15 protein-coding genes are annotated in these 17,073 nt (G+C 72.5%); 10 read left to right on the plus strand and 5 right to left on the minus strand.

The window, feature by feature from the left end; all coding sequences use genetic code 11:
- Positions 1-8 precede the first annotated feature (8 nt).
- From J2X60_RS04630 to J2X60_RS04645, 4 genes are all read left to right on the plus strand, one after another.
- Complete coding sequence (locus J2X60_RS04630; protein ID WP_309886630.1) at positions 9-3,122, plus strand: glycoside hydrolase family 38 C-terminal domain-containing protein; 3,114 nt, start codon at positions 9-11, stop codon at positions 3,120-3,122.
- Positions 3,123-3,452: 330 nt separating this feature from the next.
- Positions 3,453-3,602 carry a hypothetical protein gene (locus tag J2X60_RS04635; protein WP_309886631.1) on the plus strand — a complete coding sequence of 50 codons (150 nt, stop codon included), beginning with the start codon at positions 3,453-3,455 and terminating at the stop codon, positions 3,600-3,602.
- 33 nt (positions 3,603-3,635) lie between these two features.
- Positions 3,636-4,376: a histidine phosphatase family protein gene (locus J2X60_RS04640; protein WP_309886632.1), complete on the plus strand. Its 741-nt coding sequence runs from the start codon at positions 3,636-3,638 to the stop codon at positions 4,374-4,376.
- Entirely contained in the window at positions 4,366-5,229 is an 864-nt protein-coding gene (locus J2X60_RS04645) for an NAD(P)H-hydrate dehydratase (protein WP_309777196.1), read from the plus strand. Before J2X60_RS04640 ends, J2X60_RS04645 begins: the two co-directional genes overlap by 11 nt.
- Positions 5,230-5,314: 85 nt before the next feature.
- Here J2X60_RS04645 and J2X60_RS04650 read toward each other — a convergent pair whose 3' ends face one another.
- A complete protein-coding gene (locus J2X60_RS04650) occupies positions 5,315-5,752 on the minus strand; it encodes a YdeI/OmpD-associated family protein (RefSeq protein WP_309886633.1) in 438 nt (145 codons plus the stop codon).
- A gap of 219 nt (positions 5,753-5,971) precedes the next feature.
- Between J2X60_RS04650 and J2X60_RS04655 the strand changes: the two genes are divergently transcribed.
- Genes J2X60_RS04655 through J2X60_RS04670 form a run of 4 tightly spaced genes read left to right on the plus strand, consistent with a single transcriptional unit; the run spans position 5,972 to position 10,069 of the window.
- The gene (locus J2X60_RS04655) at positions 5,972-7,114 is read left to right on the plus strand and encodes an ABC transporter substrate-binding protein (protein ID WP_070417766.1); all 1,143 of its coding nucleotides are present in this window, start codon (positions 5,972-5,974) and stop codon (positions 7,112-7,114) included.
- A 5-nt stretch (positions 7,115-7,119) separates the two neighbouring features.
- A complete protein-coding gene (locus J2X60_RS04660) occupies positions 7,120-8,106 on the plus strand; it encodes an ABC transporter permease subunit (protein WP_309886634.1) in 987 nt (328 codons plus the stop codon).
- On the plus strand, positions 8,103-9,002 hold the full coding sequence (locus J2X60_RS04665) for an ABC transporter permease subunit (RefSeq protein ID WP_309777188.1): 900 nt from the start codon (positions 8,103-8,105) through the stop codon (positions 9,000-9,002). Before J2X60_RS04660 ends, J2X60_RS04665 begins: the two co-directional genes overlap by 4 nt.
- Positions 8,999-10,069, plus strand: coding sequence for an ABC transporter ATP-binding protein (locus tag J2X60_RS04670; RefSeq protein WP_309777186.1), 1,071 nt, complete (start codon positions 8,999-9,001; stop codon positions 10,067-10,069). Before J2X60_RS04665 ends, J2X60_RS04670 begins: the two co-directional genes overlap by 4 nt.
- Positions 10,070-10,135: 66 nt before the next feature.
- Here the strand turns inward: J2X60_RS04670 and J2X60_RS04675 are convergent, their stop codons facing one another.
- Positions 10,136-10,615, minus strand: a complete 480-nt coding sequence (locus tag J2X60_RS04675; RefSeq protein WP_309886635.1) for an NUDIX domain-containing protein — start codon at positions 10,613-10,615, stop codon at positions 10,136-10,138.
- Positions 10,616-10,676: 61 nt separating this feature from the next.
- Between J2X60_RS04675 and nagB the strand changes: the two genes are divergently transcribed.
- Positions 10,677-11,462 carry a glucosamine-6-phosphate deaminase gene (gene nagB, locus J2X60_RS04680; protein ID WP_071302113.1) on the plus strand — a complete coding sequence of 262 codons (786 nt, stop codon included), beginning with the start codon at positions 10,677-10,679 and terminating at the stop codon, positions 11,460-11,462.
- Between the two features lie 9 nt (positions 11,463-11,471).
- Here the strand turns inward: nagB and J2X60_RS04685 are convergent, their stop codons facing one another.
- Together J2X60_RS04685 and J2X60_RS04690 are read right to left on the minus strand one after the other, a co-directional pair.
- A complete protein-coding gene (locus J2X60_RS04685; protein WP_309886636.1) occupies positions 11,472-12,659 on the minus strand; it encodes an aminotransferase class I/II-fold pyridoxal phosphate-dependent enzyme in 1,188 nt (395 codons plus the stop codon).
- A gap of 36 nt (positions 12,660-12,695) precedes the next feature.
- The gene (locus J2X60_RS04690) at positions 12,696-13,361 is read right to left on the minus strand and encodes a hypothetical protein (RefSeq protein ID WP_309886637.1); all 666 of its coding nucleotides are present in this window, start codon (positions 13,359-13,361) and stop codon (positions 12,696-12,698) included.
- Between the two features lie 109 nt (positions 13,362-13,470).
- Between J2X60_RS04690 and J2X60_RS04695 the strand changes: the two genes are divergently transcribed.
- On the plus strand, positions 13,471-15,927 hold the full coding sequence (locus J2X60_RS04695) for a GH92 family glycosyl hydrolase (RefSeq protein WP_309886638.1): 2,457 nt from the start codon (positions 13,471-13,473) through the stop codon (positions 15,925-15,927).
- Positions 15,928-15,940: 13 nt separating this feature from the next.
- On the opposite strand, the gene nagA is transcribed toward J2X60_RS04695, so the two are convergent.
- The gene (gene nagA / locus J2X60_RS04700; protein WP_396127777.1) at positions 15,941-17,071 is read right to left on the minus strand and encodes an N-acetylglucosamine-6-phosphate deacetylase; all 1,131 of its coding nucleotides are present in this window, start codon (positions 17,069-17,071) and stop codon (positions 15,941-15,943) included.
- Between the last annotated feature and the right edge of the window lie 2 nt (positions 17,072-17,073).

Genomic DNA, 17,073 nt, shown 5'->3' on the forward strand with positions numbered 1-17,073 from the left:
CCACCTCCATGCACCACGACGAACCCCTCGTCGAAGCCCGCATCGCCCGGCTCGTCCGGGACCGCATCGACCCCGCCGTCCTGCGCCGGTCCGCACCGGTGGAGATCGCCGCCTGGACCGTGCCGGACGAACCGGTCCCGTTCGACGTCGCGGTGGCTGCCGACTACGAGCCGTTCACGGTGGGCGGCTCCTGGGGCGGCCGACCGTGGGGGACCACCTGGTTCCGGATCCGCGGCACCGTGCCGGAGGACTTCGGGACGGCGCCGGGCACCACGGCGGAGCTCCGGGTCGACCTCGGCTTCACGAAGCGCCACCCCGGGTTCCAGGCCGAGGGGCTCGCGTGGCGGCCGGACGGTACGACCGTCAAGGGCATCGAGCCGAAGAACGACACCGTCCCGCTCGAGGTCGGTCCCGGTGAGTCCTTCGAGCTCTACGTCGAGGCCGCGGCGAACCCGGACATCGGCGGCGACTCGTTCCAGGGGGCGACCCCGCTCGGGTCGCGCTCCACGGCCGGGACGAAGCCGATCTACAAGGTGAAGGCGCTCGAGATCGTCGAGCGGGACGACACCGTGTGGGAGCTCCAGCAGGACTTCTGGGTCCTCCGCGGCCTGATGGCCGAGCTGCCCACCGACGGCACCCGCGGCGCGGACGTCCTGCGCGTGCTCGAGCGCGCCGCCGACGCCCTCGACCCGGACGACGTCGCCGGGACGGCCGCCGACGCACGAGCGGTCCTCGCGCCCGTCCTCGCCGTGCCGGCCAGCGCTGCCGCGCACCGGGCGATCGCCGTCGGCCACGCGCACATCGACTCGGCGTGGCTCTGGCCGGTGCGCGAGACCATCCGGAAGTGCGCCCGCACCTTCTCGAACGTGCTCGACCTGATGGACCGCGACCCCGACTTCACGTTCGCCTGCTCCTCGGCGCAGCAGTACGCCTGGATCCGGGACGGCTACCCGTCGATCTGGGCCCGCATCAAGCAACGGGTCGCCGAGGGCCGGTGGATCCCGGTCGGCGGCATGTGGGTCGAGTCGGACACGAACCTGCCCGGCGGCGAGGCCCTCGCGCGGCAGTTCGTCGCCGGCAAGCGGTTCTTCCTCGAGGAGTTCGGCATCGACACCCCCGAGGCGTGGCTCCCGGACTCGTTCGGGTACTCCGGAGCCCTGCCGCAGATCGTCCGCGCCGCCGGCTCGAAGTGGTTCGTCACGCAGAAGCCCTCGTGGAACGAGACGAACGTCATCCCGCACACCTCGTTCCACTGGGAGGGCATCGACGGCTCCCGGGTCCTCACGCACCTGCCCCCGGCCGACACCTACAACTCGGACGTCTCGCCCGCCGACCTGCACCGCGGCGAACGGCAGAACAAGGAGCGCGGCGTCGCGAACACCTCGATGCTGCTCTACGGCTTCGGCGACGGCGGTGGCGGTCCCACCCGCGAGATGGTCGCCGCTGCCCGACGCCAGCACGACCTCGACGGTTCCCCGCGGGTCGACCTCGGCACTCCGGCGCAGGTCTTCGAGGCGATCGAGGCCGCACTGCCGACGCCGGCGGTGTGGTCGGGCGAGATGTACCTCGAGTTCCACCGCGGCACCTACACGTCCCAGATCCGCACGAAGCAGGGCAACCGGCGCTCCGAGCACCTGCTCCGCGAGGCCGAGCTCTGGGCGTCCACCGCTGCCGTCCGACTCGGGCTCGACTACCCGTACGAGGAGCTCGAGCAGGCGTGGCACACCGTGCTCCTGCAGCAGTTCCACGACATCCTGCCCGGCTCCTCGATCGCCTGGGTCTACGAGAACGCCGAGGCGAACTACGCCGAGGTCGCCCGTGTGCTCGAGGGCCTGATCGGCAACGCCACGTCGGCGCTCGCGAACGGCGGTGCCGCGGCGCTCGCCGGGGTCGGTGCGTCGTCCACCGCCCGGGCCGGCGGTGGGAGCGCCCTGCTGGACGCACCGTCGGGGGCGGACGCCGTCGGCGGCAGCGGCTCGACCGGGAACGTCGTGCGCTTCAACGCCTCGCCGGTCGCGGCTGGAGGCGCAACCGCCCTGGGTGGTTCGCTGGGCGACGAACCGCGAGCCGTGCCTCCCGTCCGGAACGGCGACCGCTTCGTGATCGACACCGGCGTCGTCACGGCGACCATCGACGCGGCCGGTCACGTCGTGTCCCTCGTCGACCACGCGTCCGGACGCGACGCCGTCGCCCCGGGTGCGGCCGCCGCGGAGTACACCGTGTTCCGTGACACCCCGAACCAGTGGGAGGCGTGGGACATCGACCGCGCCTACCAGCGCAGCGGCACGGTGCTGGAGGCGTCCTCGGTCGAGGTGTCCGGCGACGACCTCGTCGTCCAGCGGTCCTTCGGGTCGTCGTCGATCACCACCCGGTACTCCGCCGTCGCCGGCCAGTCCGAGCTGACGATCGTGACCGAGGTCGACTGGCACGAGCGCCAGAAGCTCCTCAAGCTCGCGTTCCCGCTCGACGTCCGTGCGGCCTCGGCCTCGAGCGAGATCCAGTTCGGCCACATCGACCGACCGACCCACCAGAACACCTCGTGGGACATGGCCCGCTTCGAGACGAGCGCCCACCGCTGGGTGCACGTCGCCGAGCCGGGGTTCGGCGTCGCCGTCGCGAACGACTCCACCTACGGACACGACATCACCCGGAGCACCCGGGCCGACGGCGGCACCACGACGCTCGTCCGGGAGTCGCTGCTGCGGGCCCCGACGTTCCCGGACCCGCACGCCGACCAGGGGCACCACGTGTTCCGGACGGTGCTGCGGGTGGGTGCCTCGGTGCTCGACGCCGCCGATGCCGGGTACCGGCTCAACCTGCCGGTGCGCACGGTGGAGGGGACGACCACGGTCGACCCGCTCGTGACGGTGTCGTCGCCGCAGGTGTTCGTCGAGGCGGTGAAGCTCGCCGAGGACCGCTCCGGCGACGTCGTCGTGCGGCTCTACGAGGCGTCGGGCGGTCGCGCGGCCGACGTCGGCGTCGACTTCGGGTTCGACGTCGCCGGGGTGGCGGCGGTGGACCTGCTGGAACGCCCGCTGGGGGACTCGTGGGAGTCGGGGGAGCCGGTCGTGCTCACGCTCCGGCCCTTCGAGATCGTGACCCTCCGGGTGCGTCGGGCCTGAGGCAGCGGGCTCGCGCGCGAAGGACCGCGGCGCCGGACGGGACACGGGTGCGTTCCGTCCGGCGCCGTGCTGCGGGTTGGCCTGGTCGTTCCGGGCGTAGGTGGTCGAATCGGGCGTACCTGGTCGAAAGATCTGACCAGGTACGCCCGATTCCGTCAGGGATCGCGTCCGTCCTGGGAAAGAACGTTGGTCCTCCACAACAGCGTGGGCCTGGAGGCGCGTCAACAGTTGACGAGATCGGACCGCTTTGCGCGTGGCTGGCGGGCATCGTCTCGTCCATGAACGAACCGCTGCCCATCCTGCGGGCCTCCGCCACGCGCGAAGCTCACGGTGCCGGGCGTCCGCACGGTGCTCCGCGTCGAGTGGCGCGAGCTGTTCGACCTCGACGCGCTGGCACTCCGGTTCCGTGCCGCCGGCCTCCCGTGTGCGGTCCGACCGGTGCGGAGCGCTCGACACCCCGCGACGACGCCGATGCGGTGAGTCGGCTCAGTGCGGCCTGGTTAGCGTGGCCGCATGGCAGTGCAGGAGATCTGGCTCGTCCGTCACGGTGAATCGGTCGCCAACGTCGCCGCGGCGCGCGCCGAGGCAGCGGGCGAGGACCTGATCGACGTGCCCTACCGTGACGCCGACGTCCCGCTGAGCCCCCTCGGCGAGGACCAGTCCCGGTCCCTCGGACAGGAACTCGTCGATCGGGTCATCGACGACGTCCCCGTGGCGCTGTGGGTGTCGCCGTACCTGCGCGCACAGCAGACGATCGAGATCGCGCTGGCCGCCGCCGGACAGACCGAGCCTCCGAAGCGCGTGGACGAGCGCCTCCGCGACCGCGAGCTCGGGGTCCTCGACCTGCACACCCTGCAGGGCGTCCGGAACCGTCACCCGGACGAGGAACGCCGTCGACAGTGGCTCGGCAAGTTCTACCACCGTCCGGCGGGCGGTGAGTCCTGGGCAGACGTGATGCTCCGGCTCCGCTCCGCCCTCGCCGACGTCGAGCGCCTCGAGGGCACCGAACGCCTCGTCATCGCTGCGCACGACGCCGTGGTCATGATGGTCGTCGCGGTGTGCCTCGACCTCGACGAACCAGCCCTGATGGACTTCGCGCGGACCCACGCGCTCGCGAACGCCTCGCTCACACGAGTCCGGCGCGAGCACGCCGGGGCGCCGTGGATGCTCGAGGAGTTCTCGTCGGTCGAACACCTCGATGACGACGAGGTCACCGCACACACCGGCAGGAAGGACGACGAAGATGTCCGTTGAACCCGTCACTCCGAACTTCCTGCGGGATTGGCCGCTCCCCGACGCAGGCGCCGGCAAGTACGGCCGCGGGCAGGTGCTCGTCATCGGCGGCGCCGCCCGTACACCGGGCGCGGCGATGCTCTCGGCGCTCGCCGCACTGCGGGTCGGTGCAGGTCGGCTCACGCTGGCGGTCGGCAGGAGCATCGCGAACGAAGTCGCCGTCGCGGTCCCCGAGTCCGGTGTCGAACCCCTCGACGAGGACCCGGACGGACACATCGCCGTCGGCGCGATCGAGGGGATCGAGGAGCCCGCTGCGAGCGCCGACGCTGTCTTGATCGGCCCGGGGCTCGATGCGCCGGACGGGACCCGTGACCTCGTCGCCGGGCTCGCGGACGCGGTCGGAGCCCGGACGACGGTGGTGCTCGACGCCTTCGCTCTCGGCGTGGCCGTCGATGTCCGGGACCGACTGGCGCCCCTGCGCGGCCGCCTGGTGATGACGCCCAACTCCGGCGAGGCCGAGCGGTTGCTCGGGCGCGACGGCAGCGGAGACGACGTGGCCGATGCGATGGTCATCGCCCAGCGGTTCGGTGCGGTCGTGGCCCTCGGCGACGCCATCGCGACACCGAACGGGCGCAGCTGGCTGAAGGGCACCGGTTCCGGCGGGCTCGGGACGAGCGGGAGCGGGGACGTCCTGTCGGGGGCGGTCACCGGTCTGCTCGCTCGCGGTGCCGATCCGGCGCAGGCAGTGGCGTGGGCGTCGTACGTGCACGCGGCGGCTGGCGACCGCCTCGCCGTGCAGGTCGGGCCGCTCGGCTACCTGGCGAGCGAGCTCGTGACGGAGATCCCGCGCGTGCTGGTGGAGCTCGGCGCGTAACGAACGCGGTACATGGTGCTTTCGGGCGTACCTGCCCGAAACTTCCGACCAGGTACGCCCGAAACGGTCAGGTACGCCCCGGCGCCTACCCGCGCAGGGACTCGACGGCCTTCGCGATCCGACGCGCGCGGGTCTCCGGCGCCTTCGCCTGCACGACCGGGTCGGCGAGGGCCCGCTGCCGCGAGTTCGACAGCGTGTCGAAGGCCGCTCGGACCCCGGCGTCCTGCAGTGCCGACGCGAGGTCCTCCGGCAGGTCGACGACGCGGGGCAGCGTGTCGACCTCGATCGTGACCTCGACGGTGTCGCCGGCCGCGACCCCGGAGGCGGCACGGTGCTCCGCCGACAGCGGGACGAGGGACTGCTCGTCCATCACGCCGATCGACGACCGGTACGTGTAGGCGCCGTTCAGGGTGACCACGACGGGTGGGCGGCGCCCCGCGCCCAGCGCGTCGACGACGTCGGACGGGACCGGCAGACCGGTCGCCGTCTTCCGCGCCTGCAGGACGGTCGTCGTGAACTGCATCCGTGCCTCCTGGACTGAACCGGGCTGACCCGGCCGGCCCGATGCGGGCCGACGCCGGTGCCGGCGCCTGTGCCGACAAGCGAAACCGTACAGGCGAACCCGCTGTTCCGCAGCCGTTCACCGCCGCAGCACTGGCCGGAAACCGGACGCGTCCACGATCGTCCAGGACCCGGACCCCGGTCCACCCCGACGCACCACAGCACCCGAAAGGCACACCCCGTGCAGCACAAGCGCACCCTCGCCGGCATCGCCCTGGCCGCCGCCGCCATCGTCACCCTCGCCGGCTGCTCGGCCACGAGCTCCGCCAGCACGACCAAGGACGACACCGACTGGAAGACCGCCACGAGCGCCGAGTCCGCCGGTGGCATGGACGCCCTCGTGAAGGCCGCCAAGGCGGAGGGGCAGCTCAACGTCATCGCGCTGCCGCCGTCGTGGGCCAACTACGGCAAGATCATCGACGGCTTCACCAAGAAGTACGGCATCAAGATCACCTCCGCGAACCCGAACGGCTCGAGCGCCGACGAGGTCGCCGCAGTGAAGTCGCAGAAGGGCCAGTCGACGGCACCGGACGTGCTCGACCTCGGCAACGCCGTGCTGCAGCAGAACCTCGACCTGCTGACCGACTACAAGGTCGCGAACTGGAGCGACATCCCCTCGGACCTCAAGGACGAGGACGGCGCCTGGACCCGCGACTACACGGGCCTGATGTCGATCGGCTACGACTCGTCGAAGATCACGGACGCCCCGAAGGACCTGGACGACCTGCTCGGCTCCGAGTACAAGGGCAAGGTCTCGATCGCAGGCGACCCGACGCAGGCGAACCAGGCCGCGTCGGCCGTGTACCTCGCGGCGCTCGAGAACGGCGGCTCGGCCGACGACATCACGAAGGGCGTCGACTACTTCGGCAAGCTGAAGCAGGCGGGCAACTTCCAGAACGTGCTGCCGTCGCAGGCGACCGTCGCCTCGGGCGAGACGCCCGTCGTGATCCAGTGGTCCTACAACAACCTCGCGTGGGGTCCGGCGGCCGGCGCGAGCGGGAACAAGAACTGGAAGACCGTCGTCCCCGAGGGCCAGGCCCTCGGCTCGTACTACTCGCAGGCGATCAACAAGGACGCCCCGCACCCCGCGGCCGCGCGTCTCTGGCAGGAGTACATCGCCAGCCCGGACGTGCAGAACCTGTACCTCCAGGCCGGCGCCTTCCCGTCCACCCTCGCCGCGCTCGAGAAGTCGGGCAAGGTCGACCAGGACGCCCTCGACGCCGCCGGTGGCGCGCCGAAGGACTACGTCGAGCTGACCGACGAGCAGGTCACCGCCGCGGCGAAGGTGCTGTCGGCGAAGTGGGCCTCGACGATGGGCTCCTGAGCAGCATGACCACCGCATCGGCACCGGGGGTGCCCGCCTCAGCGGCGGGCACCACCGCATCGGCACCGGTCGCCGGGGCGACGCTCGTCACGAGCGAGCAGCCGGCCGATGCCACCGCCCGCCGCGTCGCCGGACCCCGTGTCCGGCGCCGCGGCGGCATCGCGTGGCTCGGCCTCACCCCGTTCGCCGCCTACGTCCTGCTGTTCCTGGCCGTCCCCGCGGTGGTCGCGATCGGCAGCGGCTTCTTCACGAGCGACGGCGCGTTCACGTTCGCCAACCTCGCCGCGTTCGCCGACCCGTCGGTCATCCGTGCCTTCGGCGGCTCGTTCGCCCTGTCGGCCGTGTCCGCCGTGATCGGTGCCGTCGTCGGGGCGATCGTGTGCTGGGCGCTCGCCGCGCTCCGTCCCGACGGGCTCGTCCGGTCCGTGATCGACTCCGCCGCGAGCGTCCTCGCCCAGTTCGGCGGCGTCATGCTCGCGTTCGCGTTCATCGCCACGATCGGCGCGCAGGGCCTCGTCACGACGTGGTTGGTGTCCGTCTTCCACATCGACCTCAACGCCGAGGGCACCTTCCTCTACACGGTCCCCGGGCTCGTCATCCCCTACGTCTACTTCCAGGTGCCGCTGATGGTCCTCACGTTCATGCCCGCCCTCGAAGGCGTCAAGACCCAGTGGGGCGAAGCCGCCGCCACCCTCGGCGCCTCCCGCGCGACGTACTGGCGCCGCATCGGCCTGCCCGTGCTCGCGCCGGCGTTCTGGGGATCGCTGCTGCTCCTCTTCGCGAACGGGTTCTCGTCGTTCGCCACCGCGGCGGCCCTGATCTCCCAGGGCGGGATCGTGCCGCTCACCATCCGCACGCAGCTCACGAGCGAGACGATCATCGGACTGCAGAACGTCGCCGGTGTGCTCGCCTTCGGCATGGTCGTCGTGATGGCGGTCGTGATGGGCGCGTACTCGCTGCTGCAGCGCCGGGCGTCGAGGTGGCAGCGATGAGCGCGGCTGCCCCAGTGCGTCCGTCGCGTGGGTCGCGCCCGTCGCGCTCGTCGTCTCGTCGTCGGCCAGGAGGCGCGGCTCGCCCCGGCCGCTTCGGCGCGGCCCCGTCACGGGTCACCGCCGCGATCGTGCTCGTCGTGGTCGGCCTCGTGTTCGCCGTCCCGCTCGTCGCCCTCGCGCAGTTCACCTTCCGCCAGGGGACGGACGGCAGCCTGACGCTCGCGCACTACGGCGCACTCGTCGACCCGGTGAACGCCGCGACCTACCAGCCGGTGTTCGACGGCCTCGGGGCATCCCTGCTCATCGCGCTCATCACCGTGGGGATCGTGCTGCTCGTCCTGCTGCCGGCCCAGATCATCACGGCCCTGCGGTACCCGCGGCTCCGTCGGGTCCTCGAGTTCGTGTGCATCGTGCCGATCACCGTCCCCGTGGTCGTCCTCGTCGTCGGGTTCATCCCCGTGTACCAGGTCGTCGCCCAGGTCTTCGGCTCGGGCGCGTGGACCCTGTCGTTCGCGATCGGCATCGTCTCGCTGCCCTTCGCGTTCCGACCGATCGCCGCGGCCATCACCGCGATGGACATGGCCGTGCTCTCCGAGGCCGCCCGGTCGCTCGGCGCGTCGTGGTGGACCGTCACGTGGCGGGTGCTCCTGCCGAACCTCCGCCGCGGCATCACCGCCGCCTGCTTCCTGACCATCACGGTCGTCCTCGGCGAGTACACCCTCGCCTCGTTCCTCTCCCGCACGACGTTCCAGACGGCGCTCCTGCTCGTGCAGTCGACCGACCCCTACGTCGCCGCGATCTTCTCGCTGGGCGCACTCGTCTTCGGATTCGTGCTGCTCGTCGTCATCGGCCGGGTCGGCTCCCGCCGTCGCCGTGCCCCGAAGGAGTCCGCATGACCGTCACCGCCCCCGCCGCCCCGGCATCGCTCGCCACCGACGGCGCGACCGTCGAGCTGCACGGCGTCGAGAAGCACTACGGCGCGCACCGTGCCCTCGCCGGCCTGTCGCTCCGCATCGAACCCGGGGAGTTCGTGTCGCTGCTCGGGCCCTCGGGCTGCGGCAAGACGACCGCGCTCCGGGCGCTCGCCGGCCTCGAGGCCATCGACGCCGGCTCCATCCGCATCGACGGCGTCGACGTCGCGGGCACCCCGGTGGACAAGCGGGACATCGGCATGGTGTTCCAGCAGTACTCGCTGTTCCCGCACATGACCGTGCGGCAGAACGTCGCGTTCGGCCTGGAGATGCGCCGGGTCCCCGCCGCCGCGCGCCGCGAGCAGGTCATCGACGCGCTCGACATGGTGCACCTCGCCGAGTTCGCCGACCGCTACCCGCACCAGCTCTCCGGCGGCCAGCAGCAGCGCGTCGCCCTCGCCCGGGCCCTGGTCACCCGGCCCCGTGTGCTCCTGCTCGACGAGCCGCTGTCCGCGCTCGACGCCAAGGTGCGCGTGTCCCTCCGCGACGAGATCCGCCGCATCCAGAGCGACCTCGGCATCACGACCGTGTTCGTCACCCACGACCAGGAGGAGGCACTCGCCGTCTCGGACCGCATCGCGGTGATGAACGCCGGCGACATCGAGCAGATCGGCACGCCCGAGGAGCTCTACCGGTCCCCGTCCTCGGCGTTCACGGCGGACTTCGTCGGGCAGTCGAACCGGCTCCGCGGGGACCTGCGCGGGGGTGACGTGTTCGTCTACGGGTTCAGCGTCCCGGCGCTCGACGCCTCGGTGCCGGACGGCCCGGTGCTCGCCTACGTCCGCCCGGAGGACGTCGCCTTCGCCTCGGAGGGCGTCACCGGCACGGTCGTGGCCTCGAGCTTCCTCGGGTCGATCCGGCGCACCACGGTCCGGCTCGACGACGACACCGTGGTGACGGTGCAGCACGAGGTCGGCGACCGTCGTGCGGCCGGCGAGTCCGTCGCCGTGCGCCTGCTCGGAGCGCCCGTGGCGGTCGCCCCGCTCGCGTAGCCGCGAACTGCCGGACGGGAGGCGCGGTGCGGGCCCGCACCGCGCCTCCCGTCCTGTCCCGTCGGGTCAGCGCTGGAAGCGCGTGGCCGGGTCGTCGGACAGGGCCGCCTCGATCCGCGCCCGCATGGTCGCGGGCATCTCCGGCAGCGCGTCGAGCCGCGCCCAGAAGGCCTCGGTGTTCTCACCGTCGGCGGGGAAGGGCTCCCCGGAGACGTACCGGCAGGCGAACACCAGGTCGAGGTACTGCGCCCGGTCACCGTTCGGGTACGTCATCTCCGGCAGCACCTGCACCCACGCGAGGCGCTCGGCGACGGCGACGACGTCGGCTTCCTCGAGGACCTCGCGTTCGGCGGCGACCGCGGGTTCCTCGCCGGGGTCGACGATGCCGGTGACCGGCGTGAACGCGTGGTTGTCGGCCCGGCGGACGACGAGGAGCTCACGGTCCTGACCCTCGCCGCGCGTCACGACGGCGGTGACCCCGGTGAGCCAGAGCGGCTCGTTCCCGATCTTCGAGCGGAGGGACAGGACGAAGTCAGGCGTGGGCATGCCGCCACGCTACCGACACGGGACCCTGTCGCAGACTGGTCATGACCAGTAGGCTGTCCCCGTGGAGATCATCATCCTGCCCACGCCGGCTGAGGTCGGTCGCGTCGCCGCGGCCAAGATCGCCTCCGTCGTCGCGAAGAAGCCGTCCGCCGTCATCGGTGTCGCCACCGGGTCCAGCCCGCAGGGCATCTACGCCGACCTGCAGCGTCGTGTCGACGCGGGGGAGATCTCGTTCGCCGAGGCCCGCGCGTTCGCCCTCGACGAGTACGTCGGCATCCCGCTCGAGCACCCCGAGTCGTACGCCTCGGTGATCCAGCGCGACGTCATCGAGCCGCTCGGGTTCGAGCCCTCCCGCGTGCGGGTCCCGGACGGCCGCGCGTCCGACCTCGAGTTCGCGGCGAAGGAATACGACGCCGCGATCCGTGCCGCCGGCGGGGTCGACGTGCAGATCCTCGGGATCGGCGCGAACGGGCACATCGGGTTCAACGAGCCGACGTCGTCGTTCGCGTCCCGCACGCGCATCAAGACCCTCGCCCCGTCCACGCGCGAGGCCAACGCCCGCTTCTTCGACAGCCTCGACCAGGTCCCGACGCACTGCATGACGCAGGGGCTCGGCACCATCCTCGAGGCCCGTGAGCTCGTCCTCGTCGCCCAGGGCTCGTCGAAGGCCGACGCCGTGGCCGCCGCTGTCGAGGGGCCGCTGTCGTCGTTCGTCCCCGGGTCCGCGCTGCAGCTGCACGAGCACGCCACCGTCGTCGTCGACGAGGAAGCCGCGGCGGGCCTCAAGCTCGCCGACTACTACACGTACACGTACGCGAACAAGCCGGCCTGGCAGCTGTTCGAGTAGGGCCGCGGATCAGCCGCCCGCACGTCGTTCGAACGCGGTGTGCAGGCGGCTGAGCCCGTCGTCGAGCGTCTCCGCCGAGCACCCGAAGTTGAGTCGCGCGAACCCGACCCCCTGGCGCCCGAAGTCCGGTCCGCTGCCGAGCGCGACCTTCGCCTCGTCGACGAGCAGGGCTGCGGGGTCGTCACCCCACGGGAGCGCCCGCAGGTCGAGCCACGCCAGGTAGGACGCCTGCGGCTGCCGGTACCCGGTGCCGGGCAGCACGTCACCGAGTCGCTCGGCCAGGGTGCGGCGGTTCGCGGCGAGCTCGGTCAGCAGCGACGCGAGCCAGGGTCCGCCCTCGCTGAACGCCGCCACGCTCGCGGTGTACCCGAGGATCCCGGTGCGCTCCACGACCTCGCCGGGCATGCCGTCGAACCGGGCGCGGGCGCGGTCGGAGGCGCCGACCATCAGGGCGCACTTCGTCCCCGCGAGGTTCCACGCCTTGCTCGCGCTCGTCAGGGTGACCCCGAGCTCCGCTGCCTCGGGGCACGAGTCGAGGAAGGGCGTGAACGTCGCGTCCGCGTGCACGAGCGGCGCGTGGATCTCGTCCGAGACGACCACGGCGTCCCACTCGGCGGCGAGTCGGGCGAGGGCGGCGAGGTCCTCCCGGGTGTGGACGAGTCCGAGGGGGTTGTGCGGGTTGCAGAGCAGCACCGTCCGGGCTCCGTCCGCGAACGCCCGGCCGATCCCGTCGAGGTCCATCCGCCACCCGGCCGTGGTGTCGAACGGGTCCGCGGTGCCCTCGGGTGCGAGCAGCGGGACCTCGGTCACGGAGCCGCCGGCCTCGGCGACGTACTCCCAGAACGGCGGGTACACGGGCGGCATGATGACGACCTGGTCCCCGGGCTCGATGACCCGGCGGAGCGTCTCCACCGCAGCCACCGAGACGTCCGTGGTGGTCCGCACGAGGTCCGGGTCGAGGCGCCACGACCAGCGGGCCTCGGCGAAGTCGGCGAACGCCTCGGGGAGCGCCCGGCCGTGCCCGACGTACCCGGTGTCGCCGTTCGTGACCGCGGCCACGAGGGCGTCCCGCACGGGTTCGGCGAGCATGCTGTCCATCTCGGCGACGAACATCGGCAGCACGTCCGGCGGGTAGGCCGTGTACTTCTCGCTGGTGCGGGTGCGGTGCGCATCGAAGAGGGAGACCATGACGCTCATGGGCCCATCCTCGCAGCGGAGGGTGTGATCTGGACCTCAGTCGACGTCGGCGAGGGTGTACGGTCCGCTCGCGCCCGCGAAGGACACCACCTGCGCCCGGACGCCGACATCGGCCTGCATGCGTGCTGCTGTGCGGAGTCCCAGTGCTCGGGTCCCCGCGTCACCGAACGGACCCCCGGCCCGCTCGGTCAGCGCGCGCCACCCGACGATCGCGCGTTCGGTGCCCTCGCGGAGCCCGGCGGCGCGCGCGGACATGATCTCGGCGCGGCGGCGGCCGTTCCAGGACTCGACCTCGGTGCCGACGCGGTCGGCGGGCGCCACCACGACGGGGTGCGCGACCGGGAAGGTGTCGATCCCGCCGCCGGCACCGCACCAGACGTGGACGTCGTCACCGACTTCGAGCTGCACCCTGCTCGCGAGCGTGAACGCGTCGACCCGGTGGGCGTCACGGACGGCGGCCGAGGGCCACTCGAACGACGTCCCGCTCAGCGCGTCGAACACGTCGTTCCACGCCTCGAGGTCGTGCCGCAGGGCAGCGCTGAGGCCGAGGCCGTCCGCGCCCGCGTCCACGAGACCGACGTCCTCGGAGGATCCGCGGTACCAGAGCGGCGAGTCCCCGACGCCGTACTCGGCCATCACGAGGACGATCGCCCGCGGTGGGCGACGTCGACCGCCCGGCGTGTGCTCGTCCCCGTGCTGCATGGCGTCCATCCAAGCAGGCGCGGGCGGGACGACCGCTCGACGTGAACAGCAGGGGAGCGCTCGGTGACCGATCGCGCGTCCCCCGTCCGAGGGGTCTAGCGTCGCGGGCGTGAACCGTTCCCGCGTGCACCGTCGCCCGCTCCTCCGCCCGCTGCCGCTCGCCGCGGTGGCCACGATCACCGCGCTGCTCGGGACGGGGATGGTCGCCGCACCGGCGGTCGCCTCGCCGTCCGGGCAGGCAGGGCAGGCGGCCCGGACCGTCTCCGACCCCGCCCGGTACGTCGACCCGTTCATCGGCACGAGCGGCGACGGCAACACCTGGCCCGGCGCGACCGCCCCGTTCGGCATGCTCCAGTGGAGCCCCACCGGCACCGCGGGCGACCAGACCTCGACCCCGGTCGCGAACGGCTACTCGTACGACGTCGACCGACTGCGGGGGTTCAGTCTGACGCACCTGAACGGTGCCGGCTGCGCGCCGGGGGCCGCCGGTGACGTGCCGATCATGCCCGTCACCACACCGGTCACGACCTCGCCGTCGGCGGACTCCACCGACGCGGTCTACGCCGCCGGGTACTCGCACGACGACGAGTCCGCGAGCCCCGGCCGTTACACGGTCCGCCTCGACAACGGCGTCCGAACCGACCTCGCCGTCACCACCCGAGCCGGCGTCGGCGAGTTCGCGTTCCCGGCAGGCAAGGACGCGAACCTGCTCTTCCGTACGTCGAACTCGATCAACGGCAGCGAGGCGGCGACCACCCGCGTCGACGCACGGACTCGCACGGTCAGCGGCAGCGTCCTGACCGGCGGCTTCTGCAGCCGCCGTGCGAACGGGGGCGGGGCCACCAACCCCGACCGCCGCAGCTACTACCGCCTGTTCTTCACGGCGACCTTCGACCGGGCGTTCACGAGCACCGGCACCTGGCAGGACGGCACGGTCCGGCCAGGAGGCACGTCCTCCTCCGGCGGGGAGGGCTACCTCACCGGCGCCGACCGTGCCGGACGCGGCTCCGGCGCGTGGGTCGGCTTCGAAGCGCGTCGCGGTGCGACGGTGCACGCGAAGATCGGCATCTCGTACGTGAGCGCGGCAGGAGCCGTCGCGAACCGCGACGGCGAGGTGACCCCGCGCTCGACCGTCGCCAGCGTGGCGGCCGGCACCCGCGCCTCCTGGAACCGCGAACTGTCGCGCCTGCGCGTCGGTGGCGGCACGGCGGACCGGACCACCCAGCTCTACACGTCCGTGTACCACGCGCTCATGCAGCCGAACACGCTGAACGACCGCGACGGCCGCTACCTCGGGCCGGACCAGCGGGTGCACCGGATGGACCGGGGACACCGGGCCGTCTACGGCACGTACTCCGGGTGGGACCAGTACCGGGCGCAGATCCAGCTGCTCGCCCTGCTGCGACCGGACGTCGCCGGGGACATGGCGCAGTCGATGCTGCGGTTCGCCGAGCAGAACGGCGGGGTGTGGGACCGGTGGCTCCACCTCGGTGCCCCGACCCACGTGATGACGGGCGACCCCTCGGCCGCGACCCTCGCCACCTGGTACGCCATGGGTGTGCGGAACTTCGACGTGCGCGCCGCCTACGCCTCGCTGAAGCAGCAGGCGACGGTCGAGAACGCCGACGCCGAGAGCGACGTCGGCTGCCCGGGTCAGTGCCTGGCGCAGCGGCCGGCCCTCGACGAGTACCTGCAGCGGCACTACGCGGCGAACGACGACTGCTCGTGCTGGGGTGGCGCTGCGGAGACCCTCGAGGACTCGATCTCCGACAGTGCGCTCGGGTACTGGGCCTCGTCGCTGGGGCTGCGCTCGGACGCCCGGATGTTCGCGGAGCGCGGGACCTACTGGAAGAACACGTTCAACCCGGCCGTCGGCTACCAGGCCGCTCGCCAGGCCGACGGATCGTGGACACCGGACTGGTCGCCCTCGACCGGCACCGGGTTCGCGCAGGGGACGAGTGCGCAGTACACGTGGCTCGTGCCGCAGGACGTGCACGGGCTGTCGACCGCGCTGGGCGGTGACGTTGCCGCTGCCGCTCGCTTGGACACCTTCTTCCACGACAGCTCCGGCGCGTTCGCGGTGACCGGTGGTGATCCCACCAAGTTCGACCCGACCAACGAGCCCGACATCCACACGCCGTGGATGTACAACGCGCTCGGCAAGCCGTGGAAGACGCAGGAGACCGTGCGTCGGGTCGTCGACGACGCCTACACGACCGGGCCGAGCGGCTTGCCGGGCAACGACGACCTCGGCACGATGAGCGCCTGGTACGTCTTCGCGTCGATCGGGTTGTTCCCGCAGACGCCGGGGCGGGCGGAGATGCTCATCGGGAGCCCGACGTTCAGCACGGTCGACATCCGGCGGTCGAGCGGGGAGCGGATCGTCGTCCGGTCCTCCGGCACGGAGCCGTACGTCCACGGTGCACGTCTGGACGGCCGGACGCTCGAGAAGTCGTGGGTGCCGGCGTCGTTCGTGACCCGCGGTGGGACGCTGTCGCTGCGGGTCGGGGACACGGCGGACACGTCGTGGGCGAGCGGGGCGCGGGGGCGGCCGGTCGACCGGTAGGCGCCGCGGCGCGTCAGCGCAGCTCGCGCCCCGCGCCCCACACCCGCTGGACCTCGAACGACGGCGACAACGCCACGAGGTCGGCGGCGTACCCCGGCGCGAGCCGACCCAGCCGGTCGCCGAGCCCCAGCGCCGCCGCCGGCACGCTGGTCAGCGCCGCCACGGCGTCCGGCAGCGTCTGTCCCGCGAGGGTCACGGCGTTCCGCAGCGCCACGTCCTGCGTCAGCGTCGACCCCGCGATGGTGTCCGTCCCCGCCACGTGCGCGATCCCGTCGGTGACGGTCACGGCAAGCGACCCGAGCGTGTAGGAGCCGTCGGCCGCACCGGCAGCGCCCATGGCGTCGGTGATGAGGGCGACCCGACCCGGCGCCGCCCGCAGCAGCATCGACGCCACGGACGGGTGCACGTGCACGCCGTCGAGGATGAGCTCGAGCGTCACGCGGTCGTCGGCCACGGCGGCCGCGATCGGCCCGGGAGCCCGGTGGTGGATGCCCGGCATGGCGTTGAACGCGTGCGTGAGCATGGTCGCGCCGGCGTCGAACGCTGCCCGGGCCTGGTCGTACGTGCCGACGGTGTGGCCCACGGCGACGGTGACGCCCGCGGCGACGAACCGTTCGGTCGCGTCGAGGGCGCCGGCGAGCTCCGGCGCGATGGTGACCTGGCGGACGACGCCCTCGCCGGCCTCGAGCAGTTCCGCGACCGGACCGGGCGCCGGGTCGATCAGGAACGACTCGTTGTGGGCGCCCTTGTTGTGCGGGGAGAGGAACGGCCCCTCGAGGTGGACGCCGAGCACGAGCGGGTCGTCGGCCATCACCGTGCGGATGCGGTCGAGCGAGGCGGTCAGCGCGGGCACCGGGTTCGCGACGAGGGACAGGACCGAGCGGGTCGTGCCGTGCGACCGGTGGACCTCGAGGGCGGCCGCGATCGAGTCGTCCTCGTACGCGGTGCCGCCGCCGCCGTGGCCGTGCAGGTCGATGAAGCCGGGCGTCAGGACGGCGTCGCCGAGGTCCACGACCTCGTGCACCGAGGTCGCCGCCGGTGCCTCGGGGCCGGAGCCGACCGCGTGGATCGTGTCACCGACGACGAGGACCCAGCCGTCCGCCGTGGAGCCGGCCGCGTCGACCACGTGGGTCGACCGGATCAGCG

Origin of the sequence: Curtobacterium sp. 320, from assembly GCF_031455235.1 — a bacterium.
Taxonomy (GTDB): domain Bacteria; phylum Actinomycetota; class Actinomycetes; order Actinomycetales; family Microbacteriaceae; genus Curtobacterium.

Coding starts and splice junctions, on each gene's coding strand:
- J2X60_RS04690 (WP_309886637.1), bottom strand. CDS start 13,361: ATGCAGCACGGGGACGAGCACACGCCGGGCGGTCGACGTCGCCCACCG.
- J2X60_RS04660 (WP_309886634.1), top strand. CDS start 7,120: ATGACCACCGCATCGGCACCGGGGGTGCCCGCCTCAGCGGCGGGCACC.
- J2X60_RS04670 (WP_309777186.1), top strand. CDS start 8,999: ATGACCGTCACCGCCCCCGCCGCCCCGGCATCGCTCGCCACCGACGGC.
- J2X60_RS04645 (WP_309777196.1), top strand. CDS start 4,366: ATGTCCGTTGAACCCGTCACTCCGAACTTCCTGCGGGATTGGCCGCTC.
- J2X60_RS04675 (WP_309886635.1), bottom strand. CDS start 10,615: ATGCCCACGCCTGACTTCGTCCTGTCCCTCCGCTCGAAGATCGGGAAC.
- J2X60_RS04630 (WP_309886630.1), top strand. CDS start 9: ATGCACCACGACGAACCCCTCGTCGAAGCCCGCATCGCCCGGCTCGTC.
- J2X60_RS04665 (WP_309777188.1), top strand. CDS start 8,103: ATGAGCGCGGCTGCCCCAGTGCGTCCGTCGCGTGGGTCGCGCCCGTCG.
- J2X60_RS04640 (WP_309886632.1), top strand. CDS start 3,636: ATGGCAGTGCAGGAGATCTGGCTCGTCCGTCACGGTGAATCGGTCGCC.
- J2X60_RS04685 (WP_309886636.1), bottom strand. CDS start 12,659: ATGAGCGTCATGGTCTCCCTCTTCGATGCGCACCGCACCCGCACCAGC.
- J2X60_RS04650 (WP_309886633.1), bottom strand. CDS start 5,752: ATGCAGTTCACGACGACCGTCCTGCAGGCGCGGAAGACGGCGACCGGT.